Source organism: Stenotrophomonas sp. 93052_Sma (assembly GCF_056481145.1).
Window position 1 is genome coordinate 4,628,359 of sequence record NZ_CM151134.1, and the last position, 14,049, is coordinate 4,642,407.

A 14,049-nucleotide genomic window follows, 5' to 3' on the forward strand; every position below is an offset into this window, starting at 1 on the left:
AAGCTTGGTTTGTCGCTGCAATCCCGCAGCTTGGTAAGGAAACTACGTGGAAGAACTATCGCCGCTGTTGATCGCCTTCAATCTGCTCATCCTGCTGCCGTTGGAAGTGTACGCCCTTATCCGGGGTATCAATGTCCAGCGCTACAATCTCGGTATAGCAAAGGGCCGCCGCTACGCCGATGGATTCTGGTGGCGTCAGGCCACCGCTCTGGCCAGATCGCGCGCAGCCAGGGGTGGCAACTTCCTCGCCACGGTCATTCTCGCGTCGATGGGCCTGGCGATCTCACTGTTTTCGGGAGCCTGGCTGGACACTGCCATCTGCAGCTACGTGCTCATCAATGCACTTGTAGCAGCGAACTTCTTTGCGGCTCAACTGCCAATCATCGAGGCTGAACGTGGGGAGGCCGATGGCTGAAAAGGCTTGGGCCGGATATACCTTTTCCGCCGACCAAAATTAGCATATTCCAACCCACGCCATCCGACCGGTAGGTGTCGACCTTGGTCGACACGCTTTCTCCCCGTGTGCCGGCCAGCGGCCGGCACCTACCGGCACGCGAATCAATCCAGCCAGCCGTCGCGCTCGCTGTGCAGGATGCGGCCGTCATAGCCGCTCAGGCGCACGTCCACCTTCTGGTTGCGGGCATTGCGGGCTTCCAGCGACCAGGTCGCACCATCGCGTTCCAGCGAATGGATCTCGCGCAGGCCATGCGCCTGTGCCCGTGCCAGCACCTGCTCGGTGGTCAACAGCGCGCGGCCGCTGTGCTCGTCGAAGATCTCGCCGGTCTTGGGGTCAACGTAGACCTCGCTGAAGCGGCCATCGGCGCGGCTCACGTCAGCCTCCCACAGGCCATCATCGCGTTCGATCTCATGGATCTGGGTGTAGCCGGCCTTGCGCAGGGTCTGTTCGACCTGGGCCATGCCCAGCGGTGCAGCCTGTGCGGCCGGTGCGATGGCCAGCAGAGCAACAGTGGCGAGGGTGAGCGACTTCAACATGGGGGTTCTCCTGTTCGTGTTCGTGGCCGGACCATCCCGGCAACGCCACAATGCACCCCGTGGTTAACAGCTCCTTAGCCGGCACTGTTAGCCAGCTGTTAGTCAGCCCCGGCACACTCACGCCTGTTCCTACAGCCCGCCCTGCGCCCCGATGCTCTCCACCCTGCCCCTGCTGCTGGCCCTGGCCAGCGCCCCGACCGCCGCCGCGCCAGCACAGGACCCGGCGCAGCAGGTCGCGCGCCGCGCCGTGCAGCAGGGCCGCTACGTGCCGCTGGAAAGCGTGGTGCGCGATGCGCTCAAGCGCTTTCCGGGCCAGCTGCTGGAAGTGGAGCTGGACGACGGCGTCTACGAAGTGGAGATCCTGCGCGGCGACGGCGTGGTGGTGGAGCTGGACTATGATGCGCGCAGCGGAAAGCTGCTGAAGACGGAGCTCGACGACTGATGCGCATCCTGTTGGCCGAAGACGATGCCGCGCTGGCACAGCGCCTGGTGCCCCTGCTGGAGCAGGCCGGCTACGTGGTGCACGTGGTCGCCGACGGCCGCCAGGCCGAGGAGATCGGCCAGATCGAAGATCTGCAGGCCGCCATCGTCGATCTGGGCCTGCCCGGGCTGGACGGACTGAGCGTGATCGAACGCTGGCGCGGCAACGGCCGCAGCTTTCCGGTGCTGGTGCTGACCGCACGCGGGCGCTGGCACGACAAGCTGGCTGGGTTCGATGCCGGTGCCGATGACTATCTCACCAAGCCGTTCCAGGCCGACGAACTGGTGCTGCGCCTGCGCGCACTGATCCGTCGCAGCCACGGCCACGCCAGCCCGCGCCTGCACTGCGGCCCGCTGCAGCTGGACGTCAACGCCGGCCGCTTTGAACTGGATGGGCAGGCGCTGTCGCTGAGCCCGCAGGAGTTCCGCCTGCTCAGTTACCTCATCCACCACAGCGGCCAGGTGATCGGCCGCGACCGCCTGGGCGAACAGGTGTTCGATGGCGGCCACGATCCGGACTCGAACGCACTGGACGTGCTGCTCGGGCGGGTGCGCCGCAAGCTCGGCATCGATCTGATCCAGACCGTGCGCGGCCAGGGTTGGCGGCTGGCCGCGCCATGAACCGGCAACCCTCGCTGCGGCGGCGCCTGCTGCTGGCCGGTGGCGTCGGCCTGCTGCTGGTCTCGCTGCTGGCCAGCGCACTGCTGGGCGAGCTGTTCAAGCGCAGCGCGCGATCGCTTCGACCATGAACTGCAGCAGGACATGCTGACCCTGTTGGCGCAGGCCGAAGTGGATGCGGACGGACAGCTGCGCCTGCGCCAGGAACCGAATGACGCACGCTTCCAGCGCGTGTTCTCAGGTGCTTACTGGCAGATCGCCGGTGCCGATGGCCGTGTGCTGCTGCAATCGCGCTCGCTGTGGGATGAAACGCTGCCTGCCACGGCCATGGGAGCGGCCACCCGCAATCTGGCTGGACCGCTGCAGCAATCCCTGCGCGCACGCGTGCAGCAGGTGCGCCTGCCACGCGCCAACGAACCGTTCGTGGCCGTGGTTGCCACCGATCGCAGCGCGCTGGATGCAGACGTTGCCGCGTTCCGCCAGCGTACTGCCATCGCGCTGGGTGTGTTGGTCGCGGCGTGGCTGGCGGTGCTGGCCAGCCAGGTGCACTTCGGATTGCGTCCATTGCATCGCCTCGGTGCACAGCTGGAACGGGTGCGGCGCGGCGACGCGCAGCGCATCGATACACAGGGGCTGGGTGCGGAGGTCGCACCGCTGGGCGAGGAGCTCAACGCGCTGCTGGAGCATCAGCAACGCATGGTCGCGCGCGCGCACCAGTGCACAGGATCTGGCGCATGCGCTGAAAACCCCGCTGAGCGTGCTGGCCACTGAGGCCGACGGCGACGGCGCGGACTGGCGCGCCACCGTACGCGAGCAGAGTGCGCGTATGCAGGCCAGTGTCGACCGTTACCTGGCTGCAGGACTGGCTGCCGACCATCGCCAGCGCACCGACGTGGCGGCCGTCGCACAGGCGATGTGCCGGCTGATGGCACGCGTGCATGGCGAACGTGGCATCACGTTCACGGCGGCTGGTATCGATCCGGCGCTGCAGTTCGCCGGTGCCGGTGCGGACCTGGAGGAAATGCTGGGCAATCTGCTGGACAACGCCGGACGTTGGGCACGGCAGCAGGTCCACGTCAGCGCGGAACCCGACGACGGCCAGTTGCGCATCGAAGTACGTGACGACGGCCCTGGCCTGGCTGCGGACGCCCTGGAACGGGTCACCCAGCGCGGCGTGCGGCTGGATGAGCGCGAGGGCAGCAGTGGGCTGGGGTTGGCGATTGTCGGGGATATCGCCGCCAGTTATGGCGGACGCGTGGCGCTGGAAAATGCGCAGCCCGGCCTGCGTGCGACGTTGTGGTTGCCGGTGGCGTGAGGCGGCCAACCTGACGGCGGGTAGTGCCGGCCGCTGGCCGGCAACCACGTGATCAACGGGAACACCGTTCGCCGTGCATCCGGTAGGTGTCGACCTTGGTCGACACGCATCAAAAGCGCCGACCAAGGTCGGCATCTACCAAAGCAGTGCATCGGTTCCGTCGGCCATCGTGCACCCGGTAGGTGTCGACCTTGGCCAACCCAACGGCGGGTAGTGCCGGCCGCTGGCCGGCAACCACGTGATCACCGGGAACGCCGTTCGCCGTGGACCCGGTAGGTGTCGACCTTGGTCGACACGCATCAAAAGCGCCGACCAAGGTCGGCATCTACCAAAGCAGTGCATCGGTTCCGTCGGCCATCGTGCATCCGGTAGGTGTCGACCTTGGCCAACCCAACGGCCGGCTCTACCAAGCGCCAACCCTACCGGTCGCCGTGCTTCCGGTAGGTATCGACCTTGGTCGACACGCATCAAAAGCGCCGACCAAGGTCGGCATCTACCAAAGCAGTGCATCAGTTCCCTCGGCCATCGCGCCCCCGGTAGGTGTCGACCTTGGTCGACACGCACCCAGCATCAACGGTGATGCATCCACCAGCAATCAATCGCGTCCAGCACGATGTGGATGATCAAACCGATGCCGAACAACCGCGTCTTCTTCGGCACGCACAGCCCCGCATAGACCGCGATGGCCGGTGCGGTGTGCAAGGGGTGGAACCCGATGCTGCAGCGGTTCGGTGCATAGATCGGATCGGCCAGCAGATGGTCCAGATCGATGATCCAGCCCAGCAGCATCAGCAGCCACGCCGAGGCGAAGCGCTTGCGCCAGAACAGCCATGCCAGCAGGGCTGGCACGGCGGCATGCAGGAACAGGTGGAAGATCGCGCGCGCTCATCGGGACCGGAAGCGCCGGGCCATGCCCGGCGTTCCCGTTGACCTCAGACCAGCGGTTCGTCGGACAGGTAGGTGTAACCGGTCAGGCCGGCTTCCAGCGCCTCCGACAACTCCTGCGCGCGTTCCGGCGACAGCTGCGCCTCGGCCACGCGCTGTGCGTAGGTGGCACGCAGTTCGTCCAGGCGGTAGCCCACGTAATCCAGCATCACATCGGTGGTGTCGCCACGGCGCTGCTGGGTGATGGCATAGCCATCGGCATCGGCCAGCACTTCCACCGCGTCGGTATCGCCGAACAGGTTGTGGATGTCGCCCAGGATCTCCTGGTAGGCGCCGACCATGAAGAAGCCGATGCGGTAGCTCTCGCCCGGCTTCATCTTGTGCAGCGGCAGCGAGCTGTCCAGGCTCTCGTTCTCGACATAGGTTTCCACCATGCCGTCCGAGTCGCAGGTCATGTCGGCGATGATGCCGCGGCGGTCCGGGGTTTCGTCCAGGCGCTCGATCGGCACGATCGGAAACACCTGGTCGATCGCCCACACGTCCGGGATCGATTCGAACACGCTGAAGTTGACGAAATACTTGTCGACCAGGCGCTCGTTCAGTTCATCCAGCACCGGGCGATGGCTCTTCTCGTCGTAGCTCAGGCGCGCACGCACGCCATGGGCGATGGCGTAGAACAGATCGTCGATGCGCGCACGCTGCGGCAGGTCGATCTGGCCCAGCGCATAGCTGGCCAGGCCTTCGGCGTGGAAGTGCTGTGCTTCCTGGAACAGTTCCACCGCCGGGCGCACGTCCAGCTCGTCGTGGATCTCGCGCAGGTGGCGGATCGCGGCCGGCTCGTCGTCGTGCTGGTCCGGCACGCGGCCTTCCTGCGCCTCTTCCACTTCCGAGACATTGGCGATCAGCACCGCGTGGTGCGCGGTCATCGCGCGGCCGCACTCGGTGACGATGCGCGGCGGAGTCAGGCCGAACTCTTCGCAGGCATTGGCCAGCGGCTGCACGATGTTGCTGGCGTAGGAATGCAGGCCGTAGTTGATCGAGCAGAAGCTGCGCGAACGGGTGCCTTCATAGTCCACGCCCAGGCCACCGCCCACATCGACGTGAGTGATCTTCGCGCCCAGGCGCGACAGCTCCACGAAGTAGCGGGTGGCTTCGCGCATGCCGTTGGCGATGTCGCGCACGTTGGAGATCTGCGAGCCCATGTGGAAGTGCAGCAGGTTCAGGCAGTCGGCGTACTCGGTGTCACGCAGCGACTTCCACAGGTCCAGCAGCTGGCGCGGGGACAGGCCGAACTTGGCCTTGTCACCACCGCTGTTCTGCCACTTGCCGGCGCCCAGCGAGGCCAGGCGCATGCGCACGCCCAGGCCCGGCTTCACGTCCAGCGCCTTGGACTCTTCCAGCACCAGCTTCAGCTCGGACGGCTTCTCGATGACGATGAAGGTCTGCAGGCCCAGCTTGCGGCCGATCAGGGCCAGGCGGATGTACTCGCGGTCCTTGTAGCCGTTGCAGACGATCAGGCCACCCGGGCGCGACAGCGCCAGCACCGCCATCAGCTCGGGCTTGCTGCCCGCTTCCAGCCCGAAGCCCTCGCCGTGGTGGCTGGCCAGGGTGCCGGCCACGCCGCGGGTCTGGTTGACCTTGATCGGGTACACGGCGGTGTAGCCGCCGCTGTACTCCCAGTCCTGCTGGGCCTGGCCGAAGGCCGCCTGCAGCTTGCCCAGGCGCTGGCCGAGGATGTCCGGGAAGCGCACCAGCAGCGGCAGCTTGGCGCCGGCCGCACGGGCCGCGTCCACCACCTTGGGCAGCGACACCACCGGGCCGTCCGCCCCGGTCGGTCTCACCACCATGTGCCCGGCCTGATCCACGTCGAAGTAACCGTCCGCCCAATGCGGGATCGAGTAGGTCTTGCGGGCTTGGTCGAGGGACCAATCGGTCATTTCAGTCGGCCTTGTTGGCAATAAAAGGGGGGGCATGATAACGCCTATATGCCCACAGGTTCGTTATCATGCGCGCCCGCGCCCGTGACAGGTTCCAACCTGAACGGGCCGATCCGTCCGGATGTGGCATCTGTGCCACGCGGCCCCGCCCGCCAGCCCGGCTTCACCCCTCCGAACAGGACTGTTTTCAATGACTGACAGCAACAACTGGTACATCGAACACTTCGAGCGCACCGGCTCGGCCATCGGCTACCGCATCACCGGCAAGCTGGACGAGGTGCAGTCGCCGTTCCAGAAGATCGAGATCTTCCAGACCACCGACTGGGGCAACCTGATGACCATCGACGGGGCCATCATGCTGACCAGCAAGGACAACTTCTTCTACCACGAGATGATCAGCCACCCGGTGCTGTTCACCCACGCCGCGCCCAAGCGCGTGGTGATCATCGGCGGCGGCGACTGCGGCACCCTGCGCGAAGTGCTCAAGCACACCGGCGTGGAGAGCGTGACCCAGTGCGATATCGACGAGCAGGTCACCGTGATGGCGCGCAAGCACTTCCCGGAACTGTGCGACTCCAACGACGACGCCCGCGCCGAGCTGCTGTTCGACGACGGCGTGGCCTACATGGCCAACTGCCCGGCCGGCAGCGTGGACGTGGTGATCGTGGACTCGACCGACCCGGTCGGCCCGGGCGAAGGCCTGTTCAACAAGGCCTTCTACGAGAGCTGCTTCAAGGCCCTGAAGGACGACGGCATCCTGGTGCAGCAGTCCGAGTCGCCGCTGATGCAGCTGGAGCTGATCAATGAAATGCGCACCGAGATGGGCAAGGCCGGCTTCGGCTCGTTCAAGACCCTGCCGTTCCCGCAGCCGTGCTACCCCACCGGCTGGTGGAGCGTGACCATGGCGCGCAAGGGCGACAGCAGCTTCGACTTCCGCCAGGCCGACTCGGCCGCCAAGACCTTCAACACCCTGTACTACACCGCCGCGCTGCACACCGGCGTGCTGGTGACCCCGCCGTTCGTGCAGGCGGCACTGAAGGGTTGATCCAACAAAAAACCCGCGCTGGCAACAGCGCGGGTTTTTTCATGTTGCGGTAGTGCCGGCCGCTGGCCGGCAACCTCATGTAACGATCAAAGCGCCCAGATACCCGCGATCACCGCCACCACCAGGCCCCACTTGATCAGCTGGTAGGCCACCACGCTGCGCTCGCGCAGTGCCTTGGCCTTCAGGCGCACCTTGTAGACGCTGCCAAAGGCCTTGTTGACGCCACCGGTCGGGTCACCCGGCAGGTTCGGCGAGGCACCACCGGCCAGCAGCGTGGCCGCCACCGCGCGGTTGAACAGGCCCGGCAGGCCGAAGCGCAGCGGGCGGGCGATGTCGCAGAACAGGATCACGCGATCATCCGGCGTCTCGTTGTGCGCGTGGTGGATGTAGGTCTCGTCGAACATCATCCACTCGCCGTCGCGCCAGCTCTTCTTGATGCCGTCCACTTCGATGTAGCAGCCGTCGTTGTTGGGCGTGGCCAGGCCCAGGTGCAGGCGCAGCGAACCGGCGAACGGGTCGCGGTGCGGGCGCAGTTCGCTGCCCGACGGCAGCTGCGCGAACATCGCCGCGCGCACATCCGGCAGCGACTCCAGTAGCGCGGTGGTCTTGGGGCACATCGCCTTCGCCGACGGATGCGACGGGCCATACCACTTCAGGTAGAAGCGCTTCCAGCCACGGCGGAAGAACGAGTTGAAGCCGGCGTCGTTGAACGTGCTGGACGCAGCGATCTTCTGTGCATCGCGCAGCGCCAGCGCCTCGTCGCGGATCATCTGCCAGTTCTGGCGCAGCGGCTCCAGCTGCGGGAATTCCTTGGCCGGGTCCAGGAACGGCGTGGTCGGCACCTTCGAGAACATGTACATGACCACGTTGATCGGGGCCATGAAACTGGAGTGGTCCAGCAGCTGGCGCGACCAGCGCGCGCGGACCTTGCCACGGAAGTGGATGTACAGCACGCAGGCGACGAACAGCGCTGCAATGACGATTTTGATGATCAAAACACTTTCCTCCAGCCGCAGCCGGAACGGGAATCAGGGCGATGCACGGCCGGACGGCCAGCACCGGTGGGGACCGCGGCAGGGGACGGGGACGTGCCAGGAAGGGGCGGCCGCCGATGTCGCGAATTAACAGCTTATGGTCGGCAGGCCGTGCGTCGGGGTCAAGCTGGACGTGCGTGACGTTCAGCGGGCCGCGGATGAACGAAATAGAGCGAAACGCAACCTATTGATTTTGAAAGAATCACCGACAAAGTGAGACAGAATTGTCCGATTGGGCGCGACGAACTGTTCCAGCCACGACCCCGACATTTCTCCGACAAATCGTGGAATAGCGAACTGGCGAGTACTAAAATTAACGAAAACTTAGTAACTCCCTGTAACACCGGTTCGCTTGACGCTTTGCGCCACCCACCGGGTCGTCCGAGACCCCGACATGTATCTTCCCGCTCTGCCCCCCTCCTCCTGCGGCGATGACGCCGCCACCCCGCTGCTGCTCAAGCGCGGCGAACGCTTCCTGGCCCCCGACGTCTACCGTACCTGCCTGGACGGGCGCGAGGCGGTCATCAAGTGTTGGCGCGCACTTAAAACTGACCCAGGCTGCGCGTTGAACTTTGACCCACCCGGTGTACGGGGCTGAGGGTATCAGTTGGTGGTCTGGGTGGTGGCCTCCTTTGCCCTGATTCTGGCTTTGGTCTTGTTGGCGGCGGTGCTGTTGCGCAGCCGCCAGGAGTCGTTGCCGGTCTCCAGGATGTGGCAGTGGTGGGTGATGCGATCCAGCAGCGCGGTGGTCATCTTGGCGTCGCCGAACACCTGACCCCATTCGGAGAAGGCCAAGTTGGTGGTGATGGCGAGGCTGGTGCGCTCGTAGAGCTTGCTGATCAGGTGGAACAGCAGCGCGCCGCCTGAGGGGGTGAACGGCAGGTAGCCCAGTTCATCGAGGATGACCAGGTCGGCATAGGTCAGGCGCAGGGCGATCTGCCCGGCCTTGCCCTGGGCCTGTTCCTTCTCCAGCGCATTGACCAGTTCGATGGTGGAGAAGAAGCGCACGCGCAGGCGATGCTGGCGCACGGCCTGGATGCCGATGGCGGTGGCCAGGTGGGTCTTGCCGGTGCCCGGTCCACCGACAAGGACGACGTTCTCGGGGGTGTGGATGAAGTCACCCTGGTGGAGTCGTTCGACCAGTGCGCGATCAACGGGACTGGCCGCGAAGTCGAACCCGAGCAGGTCACGATGGACGGGGAAACGTGCGGCCTTCATCTGGTTGGCCTGGGCACGAACCTGCCGTTCGGCGGACTCGGCCTGCAGCAGTTCGGCCATCCAGTGTTCGGGCTCCATGGTGTGCAGGCGCATCTTGGCCAGCAGTTCGGGCCACTGGCTGGCCATGCCGTGCAGCTTGAGCTGCTGCATGCGCAGCGGCAGGTCAGGCGTCGACATGATCTGCCTCCCGCAGGGCGTCGTAGCGGGCCGGATCGGACACCGGCGGATGACGCAGCGTCACTCGCGAGGCGACCGTCTCGATCGTGCGGTCCGGATGCTGCAATCGCCCCAGCACGTTGAGCACGTGGTCGGCGCGCACCAGGCCGGACTCGAGTGCCAGTTCCACCGCCACCAGTACCGCTTCGAGCCCGTGCACGGGTACGGCGGCCAGCACCTGGGCCATGGCGCGGTCGCCGTGAGGCTGGCGCAGCAACACCTGCTGCAGCTTGCGCAGCGGATCGGGCATGGACAGGAACGGCGCGCCGTCACGCAGTGCCCCCGGCTTGCGCTGGACCAGGGCGATGTAGTGCTGCCAGTCGTAGTGGACCCGATCACGCTCGAAGCTGCGCCGGTGGCGGGCGACCTCGGCCTCGCCGACCACCACGGCCAGTTCGAAGGGATACACGCGCAGGCTGGCGACGGCGTGGGCGTGTTCGCACGGCACGCTGTAGCGGTTGCGCTGGAAGCTGACCAGCGCGGTCGAACTGACCCGCACCGGCCGCTCGATGTAGCCGTCGAAGGGCGCGGGCATCGGCATCAGGTGGGGCTGTTCGTCCTCCAGAGCTTCGGCCACGGTGATGTCGGAGGCATCCGGATGCGCCTGCATCGGCCAAGCGGCGCGGCACTCGCTGGCGAGCCAGGCGTTGAGGGTGTCCAGATCTGGCCAGTGGCGGGCCCCGGCCTCGATCCAGATCTGTCGGCGCCGGTCCTGCACGTTCTTCTCGACCCGCCCCTTCTCCCAACCCGCGGCGCGGTTGCAGAACTCCGCGGCGAACAGGTAGTGGCTGGTCATGGCGTGGAAGCGGGCGTTGACCCGCCGTTCCCGGTGCTGGCCGATCCCGTCCACCGCCGTCTTCATGTTGTCGTAGATGCCGCGGCGCGGCACGCCACCGAAGGCGGTAAACGCCTGGGTATGAGCATCGAACAGCATCTCGTGGCTCTGGGTGGGATAGGCCACCAACCAGAAGGCGCGGCTGCAGGCCAGCTTCACGTGGGCGAGATCCAGCGGCATCTTGGCGTGGCTGCCGACGAAGGCGTACTCGCGGCTCCAGTCGAACTGGAAGGCTTCACCCGGAGGAAAGTGCAACGGCACGAAGGCCGGGCGGCGGCTGGCGCCGCCGGCCGCCTTCCACTGGCGGATGAAGGCCGTCACCCGGGTGTAGGTGCCCGGATAGCCGATCGCCTGCAACTGCGAGAACAGCACCTTGGCGGTGCGTTGTTCCCGCCGGGGACGATGGCTGTCGGCACGCAGCCACGTCTCCAACTGGGACCGGTAGGGATCGAGCCGGGAGGGCGAGGCTCGCCTGGGATAGACCGGCTCGGACTGGCCGCTGCGCAGCCATCGCCGGATGGTATTGCGGGATAGGCCCGTGCGCTTGGCGATCTCGCGCAGCGGCAGGCCATCGCGGAAATGCATCCGCCGGATCTTGGCCAACATGACCATGGTGATCACTCCTGAAATCCCCCGAGCAAAAGATGCTCAGGATGTGGGCTTCAGGTGGGTCAGTTTTACCCGCGCATCACCGCCGAAAGTGGGTCAGTTCTGGATGCGCGCCAACAGTCATCAAGGACTATTCCCGCTACCGCGGCACTCCCGTTTCGCTGATCGCCCGGCTGATGGTTCGCCGTGAAGCCCGCATGCTGCAGCGCCTCGGCGGCTGGAAGCATGCCCCCGCGCTGCTCGGCACCCTCGGTGGCCTGGCGCTGGGCATGGAGTTCATTCCCGGCCAGACCCTGAGCACCGCACAGGCCGTTGGCAATGAAGTGTTCGAGCAGCTGCAGCACGCGCTCAGCCGCCTGCACGCCGCCGGCATCACCCACAACGACCTGCATGGCACCAACGTGGTGGTCAGCAGCGGCGTACCGGTGCTGCTGGACTTCACCTCGGCCTGGCGGGCCCCGCGTTGGCTGCGCCGCAACCCGCTGAGCCGGCAGATGCGCCGCAGCGACATGAAGAACCTGCTGAAGATCCGCCAGCGCGTAACCGGCCAAGCGCCGAGTGCCGCGCAGGCCGCACTGGTGGCCGACCCCGGCTGGGTCGCCGCCGTGCGCCAGGGCTGGAAGCGGTTCTATAAGTGGGCCAAGCGCCGGTAAATGCTTTGCTTTGGTAGGGGTCGAGCTTGCTCGACCGCTTTACCGCTCTTTGTAGAGTCGAGCCCATGCTCGGCTGCCGTTTCGTAGAGTCGAGCTTGCTCGACTGAAGCGCAGAGCAGTCGAGCAAGCTTGTATGTTCCTCCCGGCTCCTACGAGGTATGTAGGAGCCAGGGTGGAGGGACCGTCAAGCATGCATCTGCGGATACTAGCCGACAGACGAGTCGAGCGATCCCCATCCCGCACACGAACGTCGATAAAGGATCGTACGGCCCCCAAAGGGGATCGTCGATGTAGGCAAGCTAACGTCGGTGCGGTACCACCCCAGCCCCTTAAAGATAGCTGGGAGCCGTACAAATGTCTGATTCTCTCGATATTGGCGTGGACGTGGACTCCAAGGAGTTCGTACCGGCAGTGGCCGACCGCAAGGCCGGCGACAGGATCGCCAACACCCGGGCCGGCATAGCCCAGTGGCTCAACACCTTGCCCCAGCGATGCCGGATTGGCATGGAGGCGACGGGGCGGTACTACGAGTTGTTGGCTCGGATGGCTGGCCAGGCAGGCCACGTTGTCTATGTGATCAATCCACGTCTGATCAAGTACTACGGCCGGGCGACGGGCTCGCGTGGCAAGACGGACGCCATGGACGCCGAAGCGATCGCCCGGTACGTGAAGAAGGAGAACGATCGCCTGCGTGAATACGTACCGCGTACCGACGAGCAGCAGCAGATGCACGATTTGCTGCGCAAGCGGCAGACGCTGGTAAAGACACGCGCGCGCCTGGAGCAATCCTTCGGGGTAAGCAAAAGTGCCCCCGGGGAGCTGTCAGATCTGTTCTGCGCTCTGGCTGGGACGCTGTCCGAGCTGGAAAGCGAACTGCAGCGCTTGGGTCGCGATGGAGAGCATGGCGCGCTCTACAAGCGCCTGTTGACCATCCCTGGTATCGGCCCCGCCGTCGCCGCTCACCTGATTTACTACATGACGCGCTGGCCGTTGGCCAACGCCAACGCGTGGATCGCCTGCACCGGCCTGGATCCCCGGCCTAACGAGTCTGGCGGCAGAACGGGACGGCGTCGGCTGTCCAAACAGGGCGCGCCAGTGCTGCGCCAGATGCTCTACATGGCCGCCATGGGGCTCAAGCGGTGTCGTCGGGGGCAACCGCTCTACGACGAGCTGTCAAAACGCGGTCACCCCAGCACCGCCGTCTTCAACATCCTGGCCAGAAAGCTGGCCAGGATCGCCTGGGGTGTCTTCAAAAGCGGCCGGGACTTCGATCCGGCCATGCTGAAGGTGGGTCAAGCCTGCTTCCAGCAGGCTTGACCACGAACATAGGATCTCGACTCTACAAAGAGCAAGCCGAGCATCGGCTCGGCTCTACAACATCCCGCCGAACGGGTTACAACGCGTCCGCGTCCAGTTCCCCGGTACGAATACGCACCACGCTGCCCAGGTCGTACACGAACACCTTGCCGTCACCAATCTTCCCGGTCCCGGCGGCCTTCACGATGGCCTCAACCACCGCCTCCACCTGGTCATCGGTCACCGCCACTTCCAGCTTCACCTTCGGCAGGAAATCGACCACATACTCCGCGCCGCGGTACAGCTCGGTATGGCCCTTCTGGCGACCAAAGCCCTTCACTTCCGTCACCGTGATCCCGGTGACCCCACGCTCGGCCAGCGCTTCGCGCACGTCGTCGAGCTTGAACGGCTTGATCACCGCCATGACCATCTTCATCGTCTATCTCCTGTCTTCCGGCGTGGAGGATAGCGCCTGAACGCGGCCCGTGCGAAGCCGCTGCCGCCTGTCCGGGCACTGGGTGCCAGCAGTATCCTTGTGCCCGAATGGCCTGCCCGCGCCGGATGCACGGGCCCACCCCCACGGAGCACCCCATGATCGACCTGAACCACATCGATGACCTCGCCCGTCGCCTCAGCGACCTGGTGCCGCCGGGCCTGCGCGAATCGCGCGAGGAACTGCAGGCCACCTTCAAGAGCGCACTGCAGGCCGGCCTGGCCAAGCTGGACCTGGTCACCCGCGAGGAGTTCGAAGTACAGCGCGCCGTGCTGCTGAAGACCCGCGAAAAGCTGGACGCGCTGGAAACGGCCGTGCGCGAACTGGAAGGGCGCGGCGCCGCAGAATGAAAAAAGGAGGCGCACCGCGCCTCCCACTACAGAGTATTTCCCGGATGGGGGCTTGCAGCAAGGCCCACCGGG

General features: G+C 65.6%; 13 protein-coding genes and 2 pseudogenes. 8 read left to right on the forward strand and 7 right to left on the reverse strand.

Annotation, left to right across the window (positions count from 1 at the left end; translation table 11 throughout):
* The first annotated feature begins 46 nt into the window (after positions 1-46).
* Entirely contained in the window at positions 47-415 is a 369-nt protein-coding gene (locus ACZK2V_RS21605; protein ID WP_049422920.1) for a hypothetical protein, read from the forward strand.
* Between the two features lie 143 nt (positions 416-558).
* On the opposite strand, the gene ACZK2V_RS21610 is transcribed toward ACZK2V_RS21605, so the two are convergent.
* The gene (locus ACZK2V_RS21610) at positions 559-993 is read right to left on the reverse strand and encodes a PepSY domain-containing protein (RefSeq protein WP_032127132.1); all 435 of its coding nucleotides are present in this window, start codon (positions 991-993) and stop codon (positions 559-561) included.
* A 151-nt stretch (positions 994-1,144) separates the two neighbouring features.
* On the opposite strand from ACZK2V_RS21610, the gene ACZK2V_RS21615 reads away from it, so the two are divergent.
* The 3 genes and pseudogenes from ACZK2V_RS21615 to ACZK2V_RS21625 all read left to right on the forward strand — a co-directional run bounded on the left by ACZK2V_RS21615 (position 1,145) and on the right by ACZK2V_RS21625 (position 3,406).
* Complete coding sequence (locus tag ACZK2V_RS21615) at positions 1,145-1,435, forward strand: PepSY domain-containing protein (protein WP_005411366.1); 291 nt, start codon at positions 1,145-1,147, stop codon at positions 1,433-1,435.
* Complete coding sequence (locus ACZK2V_RS21620) at positions 1,435-2,094, forward strand: response regulator transcription factor (RefSeq protein WP_049461646.1); 660 nt, start codon at positions 1,435-1,437, stop codon at positions 2,092-2,094. The genes ACZK2V_RS21615 and ACZK2V_RS21620 overlap by 1 nt, the downstream gene beginning before the upstream one ends.
* Positions 2,091-3,406, forward strand: a pseudogene (locus ACZK2V_RS21625) (sensor histidine kinase). The gene ACZK2V_RS21620 and the pseudogene ACZK2V_RS21625 overlap by 4 nt, the downstream one beginning before the upstream one ends.
* A gap of 570 nt (positions 3,407-3,976) precedes the next feature.
* On the opposite strand, the gene ACZK2V_RS21630 reads toward ACZK2V_RS21625, so the two are convergent.
* The gene (locus tag ACZK2V_RS21630; protein WP_486322788.1) at positions 3,977-4,255 is read right to left on the reverse strand and encodes a DUF6122 family protein; all 279 of its coding nucleotides are present in this window, start codon (positions 4,253-4,255) and stop codon (positions 3,977-3,979) included.
* 83 nt (positions 4,256-4,338) lie between these two features.
* Positions 4,339-6,228, reverse strand: a complete 1,890-nt coding sequence (gene speA / locus ACZK2V_RS21635; RefSeq protein ID WP_012512349.1) for an arginine decarboxylase — start codon at positions 6,226-6,228, stop codon at positions 4,339-4,341.
* Between the two features lie 190 nt (positions 6,229-6,418).
* Here speA and speE point away from each other — a divergent pair, with 190 nt between their 5' ends.
* Positions 6,419-7,273 (forward strand): polyamine aminopropyltransferase, encoded by an 855-nt coding sequence (gene speE / locus ACZK2V_RS21640; protein ID WP_010482074.1) that lies wholly within the window; start codon positions 6,419-6,421, stop codon positions 7,271-7,273.
* An 86-nt stretch (positions 7,274-7,359) separates the two neighbouring features.
* On the opposite strand, the gene ACZK2V_RS21645 is transcribed toward speE, so the two are convergent.
* The 3 genes from ACZK2V_RS21645 to istA all read right to left on the reverse strand — a co-directional run bounded on the left by ACZK2V_RS21645 (position 7,360) and on the right by istA (position 11,188).
* Complete coding sequence (locus ACZK2V_RS21645; RefSeq protein ID WP_024957655.1) at positions 7,360-8,265, reverse strand: aspartyl/asparaginyl beta-hydroxylase domain-containing protein; 906 nt, start codon at positions 8,263-8,265, stop codon at positions 7,360-7,362.
* Positions 8,266-8,910: 645 nt separating this feature from the next.
* Complete coding sequence (gene istB, locus ACZK2V_RS21650) at positions 8,911-9,702, reverse strand: IS21-like element ISPa36 family helper ATPase IstB (protein ID WP_003097544.1); 792 nt, start codon at positions 9,700-9,702, stop codon at positions 8,911-8,913.
* Positions 9,689-11,188, reverse strand: a complete 1,500-nt coding sequence (gene istA / locus ACZK2V_RS21655; protein ID WP_003097546.1) for an IS21-like element ISPa36 family transposase — start codon at positions 11,186-11,188, stop codon at positions 9,689-9,691. The genes istB and istA overlap by 14 nt, the downstream gene beginning before the upstream one ends.
* A gap of 110 nt (positions 11,189-11,298) precedes the next feature.
* On the opposite strand from istA, the pseudogene ACZK2V_RS21660 reads away from it, so the two are divergent.
* Both ACZK2V_RS21660 and ACZK2V_RS21665 read left to right on the forward strand, forming a co-directional pair.
* Positions 11,299-11,838, forward strand: a pseudogene (locus tag ACZK2V_RS21660) (RIO1 family regulatory kinase/ATPase domain-containing protein); the annotation flags it as partial.
* Positions 11,839-12,192: 354 nt separating this feature from the next.
* Positions 12,193-13,155 (forward strand): IS110 family transposase, encoded by a 963-nt coding sequence (locus ACZK2V_RS21665; protein WP_486322789.1) that lies wholly within the window; start codon positions 12,193-12,195, stop codon positions 13,153-13,155.
* 76 nt (positions 13,156-13,231) lie between these two features.
* On the opposite strand, the gene ACZK2V_RS21670 is transcribed toward ACZK2V_RS21665, so the two are convergent.
* Positions 13,232-13,570: a P-II family nitrogen regulator gene (locus ACZK2V_RS21670; RefSeq protein ID WP_005411374.1), complete on the reverse strand. Its 339-nt coding sequence runs from the start codon at positions 13,568-13,570 to the stop codon at positions 13,232-13,234.
* Between the two features lie 155 nt (positions 13,571-13,725).
* On the opposite strand from ACZK2V_RS21670, the gene ubiK reads away from it, so the two are divergent.
* Entirely contained in the window at positions 13,726-13,977 is a 252-nt protein-coding gene (gene ubiK / locus ACZK2V_RS21675; RefSeq protein WP_049456468.1) for a ubiquinone biosynthesis accessory factor UbiK, read from the forward strand.
* The last annotated feature ends 72 nt before the right edge of the window (positions 13,978-14,049 follow it).